Source organism: Rhodococcus yunnanensis NBRC 103083 (genome assembly GCF_001895005.1).
Taxonomy (GTDB): Bacteria; Actinomycetota; Actinomycetes; order Mycobacteriales; family Mycobacteriaceae; genus Rhodococcoides; species Rhodococcoides yunnanense.
In genome coordinates this window covers 250606-267695 of record NZ_BCXH01000002.1, presented here as the reverse complement: position 1 = coordinate 267695, position 17090 = coordinate 250606, and the positions used below count along the sequence as shown (strand labels likewise).

The 17090-nt window shown below is 64.6% G+C and carries 11 protein-coding genes; 8 read left to right on the top strand and 3 right to left on the bottom strand.

Features of this window, described 5'->3' with window-relative positions; translation table 11 throughout:
• Positions 1-31 precede the first annotated feature (31 nt).
• A complete protein-coding gene (locus RY1_RS05555; RefSeq protein WP_072802526.1) occupies positions 32-1171 on the top strand; it encodes an XdhC family protein in 1140 nt (379 codons plus the stop codon).
• A 71-nt stretch (positions 1172-1242) separates the two neighbouring features.
• Positions 1243-3273: a bifunctional copper resistance protein CopD/cytochrome c oxidase assembly protein gene (locus RY1_RS05550; protein ID WP_072802525.1), complete on the top strand. Its 2031-nt coding sequence runs from the start codon at positions 1243-1245 to the stop codon at positions 3271-3273.
• 11 nt (positions 3274-3284) lie between these two features.
• Here RY1_RS05550 and RY1_RS05545 read toward each other — a convergent pair whose 3' ends face one another.
• Complete coding sequence (locus RY1_RS05545; protein WP_072802695.1) at positions 3285-3710, bottom strand: MarR family winged helix-turn-helix transcriptional regulator; 426 nt, start codon at positions 3708-3710, stop codon at positions 3285-3287.
• A gap of 83 nt (positions 3711-3793) precedes the next feature.
• Between RY1_RS05545 and RY1_RS05540 the strand changes: the two genes are divergently transcribed.
• From RY1_RS05540 to RY1_RS05515, 6 genes are all read left to right on the top strand, one after another.
• Entirely contained in the window at positions 3794-5623 is a 1830-nt protein-coding gene (locus RY1_RS05540) for an ABC transporter ATP-binding protein (protein ID WP_084727193.1), read from the top strand.
• A gap of 192 nt (positions 5624-5815) precedes the next feature.
• The gene (ssb, locus tag RY1_RS05535; RefSeq protein ID WP_072802693.1) at positions 5816-6331 is read left to right on the top strand and encodes a single-stranded DNA-binding protein; all 516 of its coding nucleotides are present in this window, start codon (positions 5816-5818) and stop codon (positions 6329-6331) included.
• Between the two features lie 177 nt (positions 6332-6508).
• Entirely contained in the window at positions 6509-8188 is a 1680-nt protein-coding gene (gene ettA, locus RY1_RS05530; RefSeq protein WP_072802692.1) for an energy-dependent translational throttle protein EttA, read from the top strand.
• Between the two features lie 360 nt (positions 8189-8548).
• Positions 8549-13390: an NAD-glutamate dehydrogenase gene (locus RY1_RS05525; RefSeq protein WP_072802524.1), complete on the top strand. Its 4842-nt coding sequence runs from the start codon at positions 8549-8551 to the stop codon at positions 13388-13390.
• Between the two features lie 49 nt (positions 13391-13439).
• Positions 13440-13904: an acyl-CoA thioesterase gene (locus RY1_RS05520; RefSeq protein ID WP_072802523.1), complete on the top strand. Its 465-nt coding sequence runs from the start codon at positions 13440-13442 to the stop codon at positions 13902-13904.
• Positions 13897-14583, top strand: a complete 687-nt coding sequence (locus RY1_RS05515) for a DUF8010 domain-containing protein (protein WP_072802522.1) — start codon at positions 13897-13899, stop codon at positions 14581-14583. The genes RY1_RS05520 and RY1_RS05515 overlap by 8 nt, the downstream gene beginning before the upstream one ends.
• On the opposite strand, the gene RY1_RS05510 is transcribed toward RY1_RS05515, so the two are convergent.
• Both RY1_RS05510 and RY1_RS05505 read right to left on the bottom strand, forming a co-directional pair.
• Complete coding sequence (locus RY1_RS05510; RefSeq protein WP_072802521.1) at positions 14556-15482, bottom strand: EamA family transporter; 927 nt, start codon at positions 15480-15482, stop codon at positions 14556-14558. The two genes, RY1_RS05515 and RY1_RS05510, sit on opposite strands and share 28 nt — an antisense overlap.
• Positions 15470-17044, bottom strand: a complete 1575-nt coding sequence (locus RY1_RS05505; RefSeq protein WP_072802691.1) for a glycoside hydrolase family 13 protein — start codon at positions 17042-17044, stop codon at positions 15470-15472. The genes RY1_RS05510 and RY1_RS05505 overlap by 13 nt, the downstream gene beginning before the upstream one ends.
• Between the last annotated feature and the right edge of the window lie 46 nt (positions 17045-17090).

Genomic DNA, 17090 nt, shown 5'->3' with positions numbered 1-17090 from the left:
ACAGCCTTCGGTTCCGGTGAAAGGATGGCCGATGCGGGACGTCCTCGACGAGTTGGTTCGGATCTGGCGCAGCGGCGACACCGCTGGACTGGGCACAGTGGTACGCACGTTCCGTTCCGCACCCAGGCCTGCCGGTGCGTCGATGGTCGTCGCTCCCGACGGTTCGGTGTCCGGTTCGGTGTCGGGGGGATGCGTCGAGAGCTCGGTCTACGACGCGGCGACGGACGCGGTATCGACCGATGCGGCGCGGTTCGAGCGCTACGGCGTGACGGACGACGACGCGTTCGCCGTCGGGCTCACGTGTGGGGGAGTGCTCGATGTATTCGTCGAGCCGGTGTCGCAGCGAACCTTTCCCGAGTTGGGTGCCGTCGCCGATGCGATCGGTGCCGATCGACCCGTCGCGGTGGCCACCGTGGTGCGTCACCCCGATTCGGGCCGTGTGGGCAGACACCTGGTGATCGGGGAGTTCACTGCAGAAGGCTCTGTCGGCTCTTCTCGCGCGGACGCTGCGATCGTCGACGATTCCCGTGGACTGCTCGCCGCAGGCACGTCGCGGGTTCTGACCTACGGTCCCGACGGCGAGCGGCTCGGGGAAGGCATGGACGTCTTCGTGGCGAGTTACGCGCCGCGCCCGCGCATGCTCGTGTTCGGCGCGATCGACTTCGCGGCGGCCGTCGCCGAGCAGGGCGCCTTCCTCGGCTATCGCGTGACCGTGTGCGACGCGCGCCCGGTGTTCGCGACCACGAGTCGATTCCCGTCCGCCGAGGAAGTGGTGGTCGACTGGCCACATCGATATCTGGCAGAGCAGCTGGCTGCCGGAGCGCTCGATCAGCGGACCATCGTGTGTGTGCTCACCCACGACCCCAAGTTCGACGTGCCGTTGCTGGCGATCGCGCTTCGCCGGCCGGACCTTGCGTTCGTCGGCGCGATGGGGTCGCGTCGCACTCACGAGGACCGTGTCGCGCGGCTGAAGGAGGAGGGGCTCACCGACGTCGAACTGGCACGACTGTCCAGTCCGATCGGACTCGATCTGGGTGCCAGGACTCCGCAGGAGACGGCGGTGTCCATCGCAGCGGAGATCGTCGCGCGTCGATGGGGCGGCTCCGGGGAGCCGCTCGGCGAACGGCAGGGCCGGATTCATCACGATTGCGCCGTGGCACACGACACATGATCTACGACGGCCGGTAGCAGTTTGGGGCGCTGGGTATCGGTGCAGTTCAAACACCTCTTACTCTGGATGTCATGGCAGCACCCGAAGTAGACCGAACCGACACGTCACCGTCGCCTGGATCGACGTCGTCGACATCGGTGTTCGTCACTGCCGGTGCCATTGCCGCAATAGTGGCGGCTCTCGTCGTCAGCCTGTCTGCGTCCGACGCGCTAGTTCTTCTCGGGATCCCGGATCCCGGTCCGGCGACCATCTACGGGCTTCCTGCCGTGCGTGCAGTGGGAGAGATCGCCGCGTCGATCGCGATCGGGTCGTTCCTGCTTGCGGCGTTTCTCGTTCCTCCGCAGAAGAGCGGCGTGTTGGACGTCGGTGGCTACCGTGCGGTTCGGACCGGATCGGTCGCGTCGATCGTGTGGGCGGCGTGTGCGCTCGTACTCGTGCCACTGACACTGTCGGACACGTCGGGTCAGCCGTTCACCGTTGCCATCCAACCGAGCAACCTGTGGGTCGCGCTCGATCAGGTGGAGATCGCGAGTGCATGGCGGTGGACGGCGATACTCGCCGTCGTGCTGGCGATCGTGTCGCGAGCAGTGCTGCGGTGGTCGTGGACGCCACTGTTGCTGGTATTCGCACTCGGCACGTTGATGCCCATCGCGGTCACCGGACATTCGTCCTCGGGCGGATCGCACGACATCGCCACGAACAGCCTGATCCTGCATCTGATCGCCGCGACGCTGTGGGCGGGCGGATTGTTCGCGGTGTTGTCGCACGCTCGCCGACACGGCGCGCACACCGATGTGGCCACTCGCAGATTCTCGACGGTTGCGACCGCAGCCTTCGTGGTGATGGGCGTCAGCGGCGTCATCAATGCGCTAGTCCGGGTATCGGTCTCGGACCTGTTCACCACCACCTACGGGCGGCTCGTCCTCGGCAAGATCCTCGCGCTCGTGATCCTCGGTTTCTTCGGGTGGATTCAGCGTCGTCGATCCTTGCCTGCCCTGGCGGCGGATCCGGAGTCACGTGGTGCGCTCGTCAGATTCGCAGGCGGCGAGGTGCTGATCTTCGCGGCGACCATCGGTTTGGCCGTCGGGCTCGGGCGTACGCCGCCGCCGTCCGATGTCGACCCGAACCTGTCGCTGACGCAGGCGGCACTCGGATACGACCTGGACGGCCCGCCGACGTTCGCACGATTGGCGTTCGACTGGCGCTTCGATCTGATCTTCGGGACGGCGTCGATCGTGCTCGCGGTTGTGTATCTGCTCGGGGTTCGTCGGCTGCGCAAGCGTGGGGACGCATGGCCGATGGGACGGACTATCGCGTTCCTGCTCGGTTGCGCGACGATGCTGATCGGCACGTCCTCCGGCGTCGGCAAGTATTCGCCCGCGACCTTCAGCGTGCACATGGGCGCGCACATGGCCTTGTCGATGCTTGCCCCGGTACTGCTTGCGCTAGGTGGGGCACTGACGCTGGCGCTTCGTGCACTTCCCGCGGCCGGGAAGGACGGCGTTCCGGGGCCTCGCGAGTGGTTGTTGCAGGCACTGCACAGCCCCGTCTCGCGATTCCTGACGCATCCCATCGTGGCTGCGGTGCTGTTCGTCGGCGGCTTCTACGCGCTGTACATCGGGGGAATCTTCGGCGCAATCCTGGACAATCACGCTGCTCACCTACTCATGAACGCGCACTTCATCCTCAGCGGCTATCTCTTCTACTGGGTCGTGATCGGGGTCGATCCGTCACCGCGTCACATCGAGCCCATCACGAAACTTGCGATGGTCTTCGGATCGCTGCCCTTCCACGCGTTCTTCGGCGTCGCGCTGATGAGCATGAACACCGTGATGGGCGGTTGGTACTACCGCACCCTCGGTCTCGACTGGAACGGCGACCTACTGGGAGATCAGAAGCTCGGCGGAGGAATCGCCTGGGCAACGGGGGAGATTCCGCTGGTGCTCGTCATGCTTGCGCTTCTGATCCAGTGGTCACGCAGCGACGACCGCAACGCCAAGCGCTCCGACCGTGCGGCGGACCGTGATCACGACGCGGATCTCGCCGCACACAATGCGATGTTCGCCGAACTCGCCCGACGGGACCGCGAAGCAGGTCTCTGACCGAGCGTCGATCACCAGGATTCGGTGATCTTGTTCACGATGCGCGCGAGTTCGTCGCGCTCTGCCGGATCGAGTCGATCGAACAGTTCGACGGCGACATCTCGGCGTGCCGCATCGATGGCCTGAAGGCGAGTGCGTCCGACGTCGGTCAGTGAGACGAGTACAGCACGGCGATCGGCTGGATCGGGCTCCCGCTCGACGAGACCTGCGTCCTCGAGCGAGTCGACGATGTCGGTGGCGGATCGCGCAACGATGCGTAGGTGGTCGGCGAGGACTCGGAGCCGAACGGGTTGTCCCGCTCGGGCGAGTACGTGCAGCGCTCGACTCTGCGATGGATTGAGGCCGAACGGCTCCAACGCATTCATGTGGGTGTGGCGAATACGCCTGGCGACGGTCATGAACGCGTCCGCGAGATTCGGTGTGTCTCCGGAGTGCATGACGGACAGCATAGCCGTCTTGCTTGCAACCTCATAATGAGGTAACCTCTGCAATATGTTGTTCATCGATCCTGGAGGTCTACTTGGTACGCCCACCCACCGGCCCGACATTCGGCCCATCGAAATCCACCCCATCTGACGCAGCCCCTGCCGGCCGCGTACTCGCTCTCTTCCGTCCCTACCGCTTCCGTATCGCAGTCGTCACCGCGATCATCGTCTTCAGCGCGGTCATCGCGCTCGCATCACCGCTTCTGCTCCGCGAACTGCTCGATCACGCCATCCCCGATCGCGACGTCACACTCGTCACGCTGATCGCAGTGGGCATGATCGCGGTCGCGATCATCACCAACACTCTCGGCGTCGTACAGACCTGGATGTCCAACGGCGTCGGCCAGAAACTCATGCACGGCCTTCGCGTCGCCGTCTACGGGCATCTGCAGAAACAATCACTCGGGTTCTTCGCTCGAACCCGTACCGGTGAGGTGCAGTCCCGCATCGCCAACGACATCGGCGGAATGCAATCGGTCGTCACGAACACGGCAACATCCATCGCGCAGAACGCCACCACCGTCGCGGCCACCGTCGTCGCCCTGTTCCTGCTGGACTGGCGGCTGGCTCTGTTCTCGCTGATGATCCTCCCGGTGTTCGTTCGGATCGCCCGAAGGATAGGAAACGAACGACGCAAGATCTCCACGACCCGCCAGAAACTGTTGAGCGAGTTGTCCGTTCAGATCGAGGAATCTCTGTCCGTCAGCGGGATTCTGCTGGGCAAGACCACCGGATCCGGCCACGTACTCACCGAGCAGTTCGCATCGAGATCCGACGAGGTGGCCGACGTCGAACTGAAGGCGATGATGGCGGGAAAGTGGCGGATGGCCAGCATGCAGATCAGTTTCGCGATCATGCCTGCGCTGGTCTACTGGTTCGCCGGTGTGACGATCGGACACGGAAGCGCGCTGACCGTCGGCACACTCGTCGCCTTCACCACGTTGCAGACGCAATTGTTCCGCCCCACGATGCAATTGCTGAGCACCGGTGTGGAAGTGCAGAGCTCTCTTGCGCTGTTCGGGCGCGTTTTCGAGTACCTCGATCTGCCGATCGACATCGAAGAACCCGAGGTTCCGACGAAGTTGGTCCGCGGCGACGTCCGCGGCGATGTCGCGTTCCGGCATGTCGGGTTCACCTACACCGGCGCAACTCGGCCGACGCTCACCGACATCGACATCGACATACCCGCCGGCACCACGCTCGCCCTGGTCGGCGCGACGGGCTCGGGCAAGACCACGCTCGGATATCTGGCGGCACGCCTACACGACCCGAGCACCGGACGAATCACCATCGACGGCACGGACATTCGGGATCTCGAGACATCAGCCGTTGCCGACCTCGTCGGCGTCGTCTCCCAGGAGACCTACCTCTTCCATGCGACGATTCGCGAGAACCTCCGCTTCGCGAGACCGGATGCGACCGATGCCGAGATCGAACAGGCCGCTCGCATAGCGCAGATTCACGACTTCATCGTCGGCCTGGACGACGGCTACGACACCCTGGTCGGCGAACGCGGATATCGATTCTCCGGCGGCGAGAAGCAGCGCCTGTCCATCGCTCGTACCGTTCTGCGGAATCCGCCGATCCTGATTCTCGACGAGGCGACGAGCGCGCTGGACAACCGCACCGAACGGGCACTGCAGGATGCGCTGGACGAGTTGATGGCGGGGCGCACCACCATTCTCATCGCCCATCGGTTGTCGACGGTTCGTTCGGCCGATCGGATCGCAGTGCTGGGCCACGGCCGCGTTCTCGAATCCGGCACGCACGAGGAATTGATGGCCGCCGACGGCTCCTACGCCGAATTGCTGCGCGCCTCGGAAGACGTCGACATCGCCGCGGCCGTACCGCAGTTCGCGGCATAGGAGCCGGCCAGGCCGCTAGCACACTGCAACGACAGTTCTTCGCCGAACATCGAGTGTGCGGCGGACTTGTCCACAGGCGAGGTGTTCATCCACAGATTCCGTTTCGGCCCACCAGTGGCGTTCGTTTCGAGGCACAGTCGTATCGGGTCGGCGTCGCCGTCCGAGCAGCGAATCCGAGAAGGGGGCCAGACGATGTACGAGGCGCAATGTGCGGTGGTGGGGACCGTCATCACCAACCCGATCAAGAGGCAGACGCCCACGGGCGAACAGGTGTTGAACTTCAGGATGGCGAGCAACGCCCGCCGTCAGGATCGCAACACGGGGGAGTGGACGGACGGGGGCACTCTGTTCCTGACCGTGACGTGCTGGCGGCGGTTGGTCACCGGCGTCGGCGGCTCCCTCATGAAAGGTGATCCCGTTGTCGCGTACGGGCAGCTCAGGACCAACGAGTACACCACGCGCGACGGTGTCGAGCGTGCCGACCTAGAGATGACCGCAAGTGCGGTCGGTCCTGATCTCTCGCGATGCGTAGTCAGCATCGATCGCAGACGCGCCGTGCCGGCCACTCAGGCCGCCGAGTCGGATAGCTCGGGGATCGAGGCCGATGACACCGGTGAGGGTAGCGAGCACGACCCGTTCGAGGCGATCGGTGCCCAGGACGCACCGGAGCCCGAGTTCCCGGACGTGCCTGCCGCGGCAGCGGTCTGAAGGCGTACTGCCGCGGCAGCGGTCTGAAGGCGTACGGCCGCGGCAGCGGTCTGAGGACTTACCGGGTGTGTGCGTGTGGCGTCGATCGACCCGCGCATGCCCGGTACGTCCGGCCTCGAACGCAGTGGCCAACGGGCGATGGTGTTCGGACGGGCTTACACCGATAAGCTGGCGCACATGGCGGAATTCATCTACACCATGAAAAAGGTGCGCAAGGCGCACGGCGACAAGGTCATCCTCGACGACGTCACGATGAGCTTCTATCCAGGAGCGAAGATCGGCGTCGTCGGCCCCAACGGCGCCGGCAAGTCCAGCATCCTCAAGATCATGGCCGGGATCGATCAGCCCGGGAACGGCGAAGCGTTCCTTGCACCCGGCGCTTCGGTCGGCATCCTCATGCAGGAACCGGTCCTCGACGACGCCAAGACCGTTCGCGAGAACGTCGAGGACGGTCTCGGTGAGACGATGGTGCAGCTCAAGCGGTACAACGAGATCGCCGAGTTGATGGCCACCGATTATTCGGACGCGCTCATGGAAGAGATGGGCGAGCTTCAGGAGAAGCTCGACCACGCCGATGCCTGGGAGATCGATTCCCAACTCGAACAGGCGATGGATGCGCTTCGTTGCCCGCCGCCCGAGTCGGGTGTCACCAACCTCTCCGGTGGTGAGAAGCGGCGTGTTGCGCTCTGCAAGCTGCTGCTGAGCAAGCCCGATCTGCTCTTGCTCGACGAACCGACCAACCACCTCGACGCCGAGTCGGTGTTGTGGCTCGAGCAGCACCTCGCGGCGTACTCCGGCGCGATTCTCGCCGTCACTCACGACCGGTACTTCCTCGACCACGTCGCACAGTGGATCGCCGAGGTGGACCGCGGACACCTGTACCCGTACGAGGGCAACTACTCGACGTACCTGGAGAAGAAGGCCGAACGTCTCGAGGTTTCGGGCAAGAAGGACCAGAAGCTGCAGAAGCGGCTCAAGGACGAGCTCGCCTGGGTCCGTTCCGGCGCCAAAGCACGCCAGGCCAAGAGCAAGTCTCGTCTCGCACGCTACGACGAGATGGTTGCAGAGGCCGAGAAGACCAGGAAGTTGGACTTCGACGAGATCCAGATCCCGAATCCGCCGCGTCTCGGCGACATCGTCGTCGAGGTCAAGAATCTCGACAAGGGATTCGACGGCCGAGTGCTCATCAAGGATCTCTCGTTCACGTTGCCGCGCAACGGCATCGTCGGCGTGATCGGCCCCAACGGTGTCGGTAAGACCACGCTGTTCAAGACGATCGTCGGCCTGGAGGACCCGGACGGCGGCGAGGTGAAGATCGGTCAGACGGTCAAGCTCAGCTACGTCGACCAGAACCGTTCGGGCATCGACCCGAAGAAGACGGTGTGGGAGACGGTGTCCGACGGACTCGACTTCATCACTGTCGGTTCCTCCGAGTTCCCGTCGCGCGCGTACATCAGCTCGTTCGGATTCAAAGGGCACGATCAGCAGAAGCCTGCAGGTGTTCTCTCCGGTGGAGAGCGCAACCGGTTGAACCTCGCGATGACGCTCAAGCAGGGCGGCAACCTGATCCTGCTCGATGAGCCGACCAACGACTTGGACGTCGAAACACTCGGTTCGCTCGAGAACGCGCTCGAAGAGTTCCCCGGCTGCGCCGTGGTGATCTCCCACGACCGGTGGTTCCTCGACCGGACATGTACGCACATCCTGGCCTGGGAAGGTGGCTTCGGCGACAACGAAGCTGCTTGGTACTGGTACGAGGGCAACTTCGAAGGCTACGAGGCCAACAAGGTCGAGCGGCTCGGACCCGACGCTGCGCGCCCGCACCGGGTCACGCACCGCAAGTTGACCAGGGACTGATCACTCGCGCAGGACCTGCAGGAGGCGCGGCGCGCTCAGTCGCGGTGTGTCTCCTGTAGGTCGTACCGCTTCCTGGGCGTGACGGCCGGCATAGTCGTGCGCGACTGTGGAGTTGCTCATGGTCGTGTCGGCCTCGCCGCGCTCGCGGCCATGCTCTCACCCCTCAGCCAGGCCCGTGCTCTCCAGCCAGGCCCTTGTGTACTCGTCGAGTTTGTCTTGTGGGACCACCTCGCCGATGCCGGATCTTCCGGATCGGAGGAATTCGCCCGCCCCTCGCGGTGGCCGCCGCGGCGATAAGCTCGTAGGTGCGAGGCGACGACGAGGTCGCTGAAGAATCCTCACAAGGGAGTGGTTCCACACATGCCGAACTCGGCTGGCACAACGTACATCGACCGATCAAGCGAACTGCCTGCGAAGTTGGTGACCACGCTGCCAGCGGCTCGAGCTGCGTATTTCGCGCACGTCGACACCGAGAACCTCGCGGGCACGGTGGTCGACCCCGAACGTTCGATGTTCCGCCTCCATCTGCACCTGGCAGCACGGCGCGCTGCCGGTGCCGCCGCAGTTCGGTTGTACCGCCCGGAATCGGCCGACGCACACGCGTCGGGCCTGGCCCTTCAGATCGTCACCGACGACATGCCCCTGTTGGTCGAGTCGGTGATGTCGCAGCTGGCGCGACTCGGTGTCGAGGTCGCCGAGATCGTGCATCCGATCCTGTCCGTGACGCGGGACTCGAACGGCGACCTGGTCGACGTCGCACCCGGCAACGGAACGGTCGTCGACGGAACCGTCCGGGAATCCTGGATGCACCTGCAGCTGAAGCCGTCGGTGGACGCCGCGACTCTGGACGTGCTCGTGGACTCGATCTCCGGCGTGCTGAACGACGTACGCGAAGTGGTCGAGGACACCGAGGAGATGCGCGCGGTCCAGAGCACGGTCGCACGCACTCTTCTCGACGCGGCAGCCGAGCGTGGCGAGGGCAACGCCGAAGAGCTGCGCGATGCAGGCAACTTGCTTCGGTGGCTCGCCGACGGCCATTACACACTGCTCGGATATCGCTGGTACGGCACCGAGACGTCCGTACCTGCGGGCACCGACAGTACCCACGGTCTCGGCGTACTGCGCCACGACACTTCGCTCGAACCGGAGGTCGGCGACGCACCGGCCGAAGTACTCACTCTCACACAGGGATCGAGCCCTGCCCGGGTGCATCGGGCGGTGTACCCGTACTTCGTGACATTGTTCGACCGTGAGGCTCCGGGGCTCGGCGTGCATCGCTTCGTCGGTGTGTTCACGGTGACTGCGTTGCACGAGAACGTGCTCGATATTCCCGTCATCGAACGACGCGTGCGTTCGATCATCGCCAGGGCAGGCTACGACCCCGGATCCTTCTCCGGTCAGGCGATGCTCGAGGTTCTTCAGTCGATGCCGCGGTCGGAGCTGTTCGCCACGAGCGAGGAGGCCCTGTTCGAGACGGCTACCGCCGTCATGGCGATCGGACGCAGGCGCCGCGTCAAAGTGTTCCTTCGCGAGGACACGCACGGTGCATTCGTCTCTGCGCTCGTGTACCTGCCGCGAGATCGCTACACGACGCGCGTGCGTCTGGCGGTGCAGAACTGCCTGCTGCAGCAGCTGAACGGTTCCGGTATCGACTACACCGCCCGTGTCACCGAGTCGGACCTCGCCCTTCTGCACGTCACGGTTCGACGTGACCCCGACGACTCCGCGGCGGGTGCCGATGTGTCCCCGGCCAACGTCGCACACATCGAGGCGCTTCTGGCCGAGACGATCAGAACGTGGGAGGACGCGCTCGCCGAGGCCGTTGCGCGCACCGACGGCACCGATCCGCTGGTGACGGCCAAGTACGCCGAAGCACTGCCGGAGGCATACAAGCAGGATTTCGGACCCGATCGTGCGGTGTCCGACATAGCCCGTTTCGAAGCGCTCACCGATGGGGCGATCGACATGCAGCTGTACCGCAACGTCGATTCCGAAGTGGGCAGCTGGCGGTTCAGTCTCTACATCGGCGGTCGCGGGGTCTCGCTCAGCCAGGTGCTGCCGATTCTGCAGTCCTTGGGCGTCGAGGTCGACGACGAGCGGCCGTACCCGGTCGTTCGGCCGGACGGAATGCAGTGCTGGATATACGATTTCGGTGTCTCTGCGTCTCGTGAGATGCTGCGCGCGGCCATCGACGGAGATCTCGACTCGGAATTGCAGGCTGCAGGGGATGCCGACCGCGAATCCCGCGTGCAGTTGCGCTTCACCGACGCTTTCACCGCGGTGTGGGCGGGCCGCGCCGAGGCCGATCGTTTCAACGAACTCGTCATGCGGGCGGGTCTGGACTGGCGGCAAGCGCAGATACTGCGGGCATACGCGAAGTACCTGCGGCAAGCGAACTTTCCGTACAGTCAGTTCAACATCGAAGGTGTGCTGCTGGCGCATCCGAAGACCGCGCGGCTCCTCGTGGCGCTGTTCGAATCGCAGTTCGACCCGGACGGGCCGGCGGACAATCGATCCGACGAGTACGACGCCGAACTTCGAGTGCTGATCGACAGCGTCATCAGCCTCGATGCGGACCGGATTCTACGATCGATCTTCGAGCTGATCCGTGCCACTCTTCGGACAAACTTCTACGTCGTCGACCCCGCAGGTGCATCGCGAGAATTCTTGTCGCTCAAGCTCGATCCGCAGGCAATCGCAGAGCTTCCCAAGCCGAAGCCCAAGTTCGAGATCTTCGTGTACTCACCTCGGGTCGAAGGTGTGCATCTGCGTTTCGGTGCGGTGGCCAGAGGCGGACTGCGGTGGTCCGACCGTCGCGAGGACTTCCGTACCGAGATTCTCGGCCTTGCCAAGGCGCAGATGGTCAAGAATGCGGTCATCGTGCCGGTCGGGGCCAAAGGCGGATTCGTGGTCAAACGGCCACCTGCCTCCTCCGGCGATCCGGTGGTCGATCGCACAGCGGCCGCGAAGGAGGGGCAGGCCTGCTACCGCACGTTCATCGCCGGACTGCTCGATGTGACGGACAACCTGGACCGAGCCAGCGGGTCCGTAGTTCCGCCTGCCCGTGTCGTGAGGCGCGACGGCGACGATACCTATCTCGTCGTCGCGGCAGACAAGGGAACGGCGACGTTCTCCGATCTTGCCAACGAGGTTGCCGGGGAGTACGGCTTCTGGCTCGGCGACGCCTTCGCGTCCGGCGGCTCGGCCGGATACGACCACAAGGCGATGGGTATCACCGCCAAAGGTGCATGGGAGAGTGTCAAGCGGCACTTCCGTGAGATCGGAATCGATACTCAGGCAGAGGATTTCACCGTCATCGGTGTCGGTGACATGAGCGGGGACGTATTCGGCAACGGCATGCTGCTGAGCAAGCACATCGGGCTCCTGGCCGCATTCGATCACCGGCATGTGTTCCTGGATCCGAACCCCGACCGGGCGAAGGCGTATGCAGAGCGCGAGCGCCTGTTCGCGATGCCGAGATCGTCCTGGGCGGACTACGAGTCGGCGATCATCTCCGACGGCGGCGGCGTATGGGAGCGGACGGTCAAGTCGATCCCCATCAGCGCTCCCGCGCGAGTGGCACTCGGACTTCAGGATTCGGTGACGGCGTTGTCTCCGCCGGAACTGGTGCGAGCGATACTGCGCGCTCCGGCGGATCTGCTGTGGAACGGCGGAATCGGTACCTACATCAAGGCGTCGACCGAGTCGAACTCCGACGTCGGTGACAAATCCAACGATGCCGTCCGGGTCGACGGCAACGAACTACGTGCGACTGTCGTCGGCGAAGGCGGCAACCTCGGTGCCACCGCACTCGGCCGGATCGAGTACGACCTGGCGGGTGGGCGGATCAACACCGACGCCGTGGACAACTCGGCCGGGGTCGACTGCTCCGATCACGAGGTCAACATCAAGATCCTGCTCGAATCGGCCATCGCGGACGATCTGCTCGACCGCGCCGATCGTGACGATCTGCTCGCCTCCATGACCGATGAGGTCGGCCGACTCGTGTTGTGGGACAACATCATGCAGAACGAGTTGCTGGGCACGTCGCGATTCGACGCTCCCTCGCTCGTCACCGTCCATCATCGGGTGATCGAGGACCTGCACGTTCGGCGCGGGCTCGATCGAGAGCTGGAGGCGCTGCCGACCGAGGCGGAGATCCGTCGCCGTAAGCAGGACGGTCGCGGTCTGAGCTCACCGGAGTTGGCCACGTTGATGGCACACGTCAAGCTCGGCTTGGAGAGCGATCTGTTGGCGAGTGAACTGCCCGACAGCGATGTGTTCGCATCGAGGCTTCCGAAGTACTTCCCGGCACCGCTGCGCGAGCCGTACCGCGGCGCCATCACCTCGCATCCGCTTCGTCGTCAGCTCGTTGCGACGACGTTGACGAACGAGACGGTCGATCAAGGAGGAATCACCTTCGTCTACCGGCTCGCCGAGGACGCGGGCGCGACGGGTACCGACGCCGTCCGGGCATTCGCCGCAGCATCGGCGATCTTCGGTCTCGACGACCTGTGGGAGGAGATCCGGTCCGCCCCCATTCCGACGGCATCCTCGAACGAGCTGTTGCTCGAATCGAGGCGCGTGCTGGACCGCGTCGCGAGGTGGCTTCTCACGAACCGGCCTCAGCCGCTCGCCGTCGGAGCGGAGATCAGCAGGTATGCAGGCACGGTCGCACGATTGAACGGGCTCGTCGGCGGATGGATCGACGGACATCAAGCGCGGGAGCTGGAGAGTCGAATCGATGCGGCGGTTCAGCGCGGCGCCCCGCGCGAGCTCACGGCGAAGGTGTATCGGCTGCTCGACGTTTTCTGCTTGCTCGACATCATCGATGTCGCGGACATCACCGAACACGAACCTGCCGACGTCGCCGAGCTGTACTTCGCTCTCGATGCCCATATCGGGATCGACTGGCTGCTGACCTCGGTGTCCGCGCTCGCGCGGGGTGACCGCTGGCATTCCCTGGCTCGTCTTGCATTGCGCGACGACCTGTATTCGTCACTGCGTGCCATCACCAAGGAGGTTCTGCTGGGCGGCGAACCGCACGAGAGTGTCTCCGAGAAGATCGCGGAGTGGGAGTCGACCAACTCGTCGAGATTGGCCAGGGCGCGCGTTGCACTGGCCGAGATCGCGGATTCGGGAACGCTCGATCTCGCGACTCTGTCGGTGGCGGCTCGGCAGGTACGCAGTATGGTGCCGTGACCCACTTCGTTGCCCGATCCGCCCACGAGAACGCAAAGGACGAATTCCATTGAGCGTGCCCGACGACCACTTGTCCGAGCAACGAGAGCCGAACGCGCGGATCGGGTTCCATACGAGTGTCGACGTGCGCTGGTCGGACATGGACGTCTACCAGCACATCAACCACGCCAGGATGGTGACGCTGCTGGAAGAGGCTCGGATTCCGTGGCTGCTCGTGGACGGGCGACCTACCGCGAATCTGCGTCACGGGGCAGTGATCGCCGACCTGCATGTGCGGTATCGCGGACAGCTGCGGCACGAGGACGGTCCACTCGACGTCTTCATGTGGGTGGACAAGGTGCGAGCGGTGGACTTCGTCGTCGGATACGAGGTGCGCGCCAAGGGTAAATCGCCGGACACGCCCGCTGCGATCGTTGCGTCCACCCAGATCGCGGCGTTCGACATCGACGCCCAGCGCCTCCGAAGGCTGACCGACCCCGAGCGCGAGTACCTCGAGAGCTGGAAGCGTGTTTGAGCGGGTTCTGACCATCTCCGACGCCGTGGAACGCGAGAACATGACGGCGTTTCTGGCGAAGGCAGTTCGACTCGACGACGCTGCTGTCGTACGACTCCGGATGCGTGCCGACGGACGTCTGTCGGTCTGGGTCGCAACGGGATTCGAGGCGCTGGCCGTACGAGTGGTGGAGGGCAGCATCGTTCCCGACGACACGTCTCAGGCAGCGGATCAGCTGCTGTCCGCGCTGGAGTCCTCGACCGGTGGTGTGGTCGATCCCGGGTTCTCGATGGATTCGGCGTGGCGGGGCGCGTTGCCCCCGGACCACGGTTTCGAGCACGTCGACGACGTGCCTGCGCGGGTCCTGATCGACCTGGCGCAGCGCGGTGCGGCGTTGGCGAAGCAGCACAGCAGTAGTCACGGGCCTCCCGTGTCCCTTCTCGACCAGGAGGTGCTGCACGTAGAGGGGCGGACCGGCGACGTCTCGATCGCCATGCGGACGGTGTTCGCGCTCACCGCAATGGGTTTCGTTCCATCGACCGGGAACGATCCGTTGACCGCGGATGTCGACCTGTCGCGCATCTCCGCGGACGAACGCGTACGAGTCCGTGCCACCGCGGTGTGGCTACGGCTCGATGCCCGATTCGGCTCGGTGTTCGGCCGACGCGGAAATCAGTTGTCGCTCACCGTCGAACGGTGAGCCTGACGTCGAATGTCGACCGACAACAGTACGAGTGCCGCGGCGACGACGACCATCCCGGTGGCCGACAGCAGCGTCGGGGACTCACCCAGTACGAAGATGCCCAGCAGTGCCGCCACGACAGGCTCTGCGAGGGTCAGGGTGGCAACGGTGGCAGGTGGCAGTGACTGCAGGCCGATCGCGAACAGAAGATACGCGATCACCGTGGGGACGGCAGCCAGATAGAGGGCGACGCCGATGCCTGCGGCCGAATCGAGACCGCCCGGCCACCGAGCGAGTAGTACCGGCAACAAGATGACGGCTCCGACAGCGAACATCTGCGCCATCGCGGCGTCCGGGCGTGTCCCAGCAGCGATGCTTCTGGAACCTGCGACGGTGTACAGGGAATAGCCGAAACCGGCGGAGAGCGCCGCGACAGCGCCCGCCGTGATGTTCGCGCCCTCGCCTGCGTCTGTGCCCGAGACCAGCAGCAGCATTCCTGCCACCGCGAGGCCCGTCGACAGAAACCAGATCGGCCGTGGACGCGTGCGATCGAGCGCCCATTGCAGCGCACCGGTGAACGCAGGACCAGAGCCGAGCGCGATCATGGTGCCTGCAGCTACACCTGCGCTGTGCACTCCGGTGAAGAACCCGACCTGGTAGAGAGCGACCCCGACCCCGCCGACGAGCAATCGGGTCGCACCGCCCCGCGATGTCGGTCCGAGTTCGCCTCGGAGCCGAGCCAGTGGAACCAACAGCAGAGCGGCCAGTACGACGCGGATGCTTCCGACCGCGAGCGGGTCGAGATCGACTCCGGCCCATGACGACCCGAGTGCCTGCGCTGTTCCCGTCGTCCCGAACAGGGCCGCGGCGGCGAGAACAGCGAGCAGACCGGAAGATGTCGTCGTCAGACGAGCCACGCTGCCGCATCTGCAGGCAACATGCCGTCGACGAGCGGGGCGCTCGACATCAACAACTCTCCGGGAGGCAGCGGTATGGGCACGTCGGTGGCGTTCAAGGCGCAGATCAGGCCTCCGCGTCGACGGAACGCCAGGCAACCGGGAGGGCTTCCGTACCAGTCGATACCCGACCCCGTGAATTCCGGCCGCAATGCCCGTAGTTCGAACGCGGCGCGGTAGAGACTGAGCATGGAATGGACGTCTTCGAGCTGCTCCTCGGCCGTCAGCGACCTCCACTCCGCGGGAATCGGTAGCCATGTGGCAGGGGACGAGCTGAAGCCGAACGGCGGCTCGGTGCCCTCCCAGGGGAGCGGAACTCGGCATCCGTCACGGCCGCGTTCGGCGTGGCCGGACCGCTCCCACACCGGGTCCTGCAGTACGTCGTCGGGGAGATCGGCGTTGGGAAGCCCCAATTCGGCTCCGTTGTAGACGAACACCGTTCCCGGCAGCGCCAATTCGAGGAGAATCATCGCGCGGGCGCGCTGTGTGCCGCGGGCTCCGCCGCCGTAGCGAGTCACCTCGCGCTCGATATCGTGGTTGGACAGTGTCCACGTCGGTGTTCCGTCGACTCGTGCCACCGCGTCGAGTGAGTTCGTCACGGCGTCCCTGATCGCGGTCGCATCGAAATCCGCTTCGGCCAATCGAAAGTTGAAGCCGAGGTGCAACTCGTCGGGGCGGATGTACTCGCTGAAGCGGACGTTGTCCTGAACCCAGATCTCGCCGATCGTGGTCTTGTTCGGGTACTCGTCGACGACCTTGCGGATTCCGCGGTGGATCTCGTGCACGGCATCGTTGTTGAAGCGAGGATCGTCGTCGTCGTTCTTCATCAATGCGTTGAGGTCGAGATTCATGTCGCGCAACTCGGCGGGCTTGGCCATCCCGTGCGCGACGTCGATACGAAATCCGTCGATACCGCGGTCGAGCCAGAACCGCAGCGTCTTCGCCAGGTCCTCGAACACCTCGGGGTTGTCCCAGTTGAGATCGGGTTGTTCGGTGGCAAAAATGTGCAGGTACCACTGGCCAGGGGTGCCGTCAGGGGAGTCGACACGGGTCCATGCAGGACCGCCGAATATGGACGGCCAGTTGTTGGGGGGCTCGGATCCGTTCTCGCCCTTTCCGTCGCGGAAAATGTAGCGGCTACGTTCGGGACTCCCCGGCGTCGATTCCAGCGCGGCCACGAACCACGGGTGCTGGTCACTGGTGTGATTGGGAACCAGGTCCATGGTGACCTTGATGTCGCGGCCGTGTGCTTCGGCGATCAAGGCATCCATGACGTCGAGGTCGCCGAACAGAGGATCGATGGCACGGGGATCGGAGACGTCGTAACCGTGGTCTGCCATCGGCGAACGCATCACCGGGCTGAGCCAGATGGCGTCGACACCGAGCAGTTCGAGATACCCCAGTCTGTCTCGCACACCGCCGAGATCGCCGACGCCGTCGCCGTTGGAATCGGAGAAGGACCGTGGATAAATCTGGTAGAAGATTGCGTCTTTCCACCATGTGGCTTCGGACGCTTGGCCCATCGGATCGGTCACAGGGGGCAAGTCTGCCAAACGGGACACGGTGTCT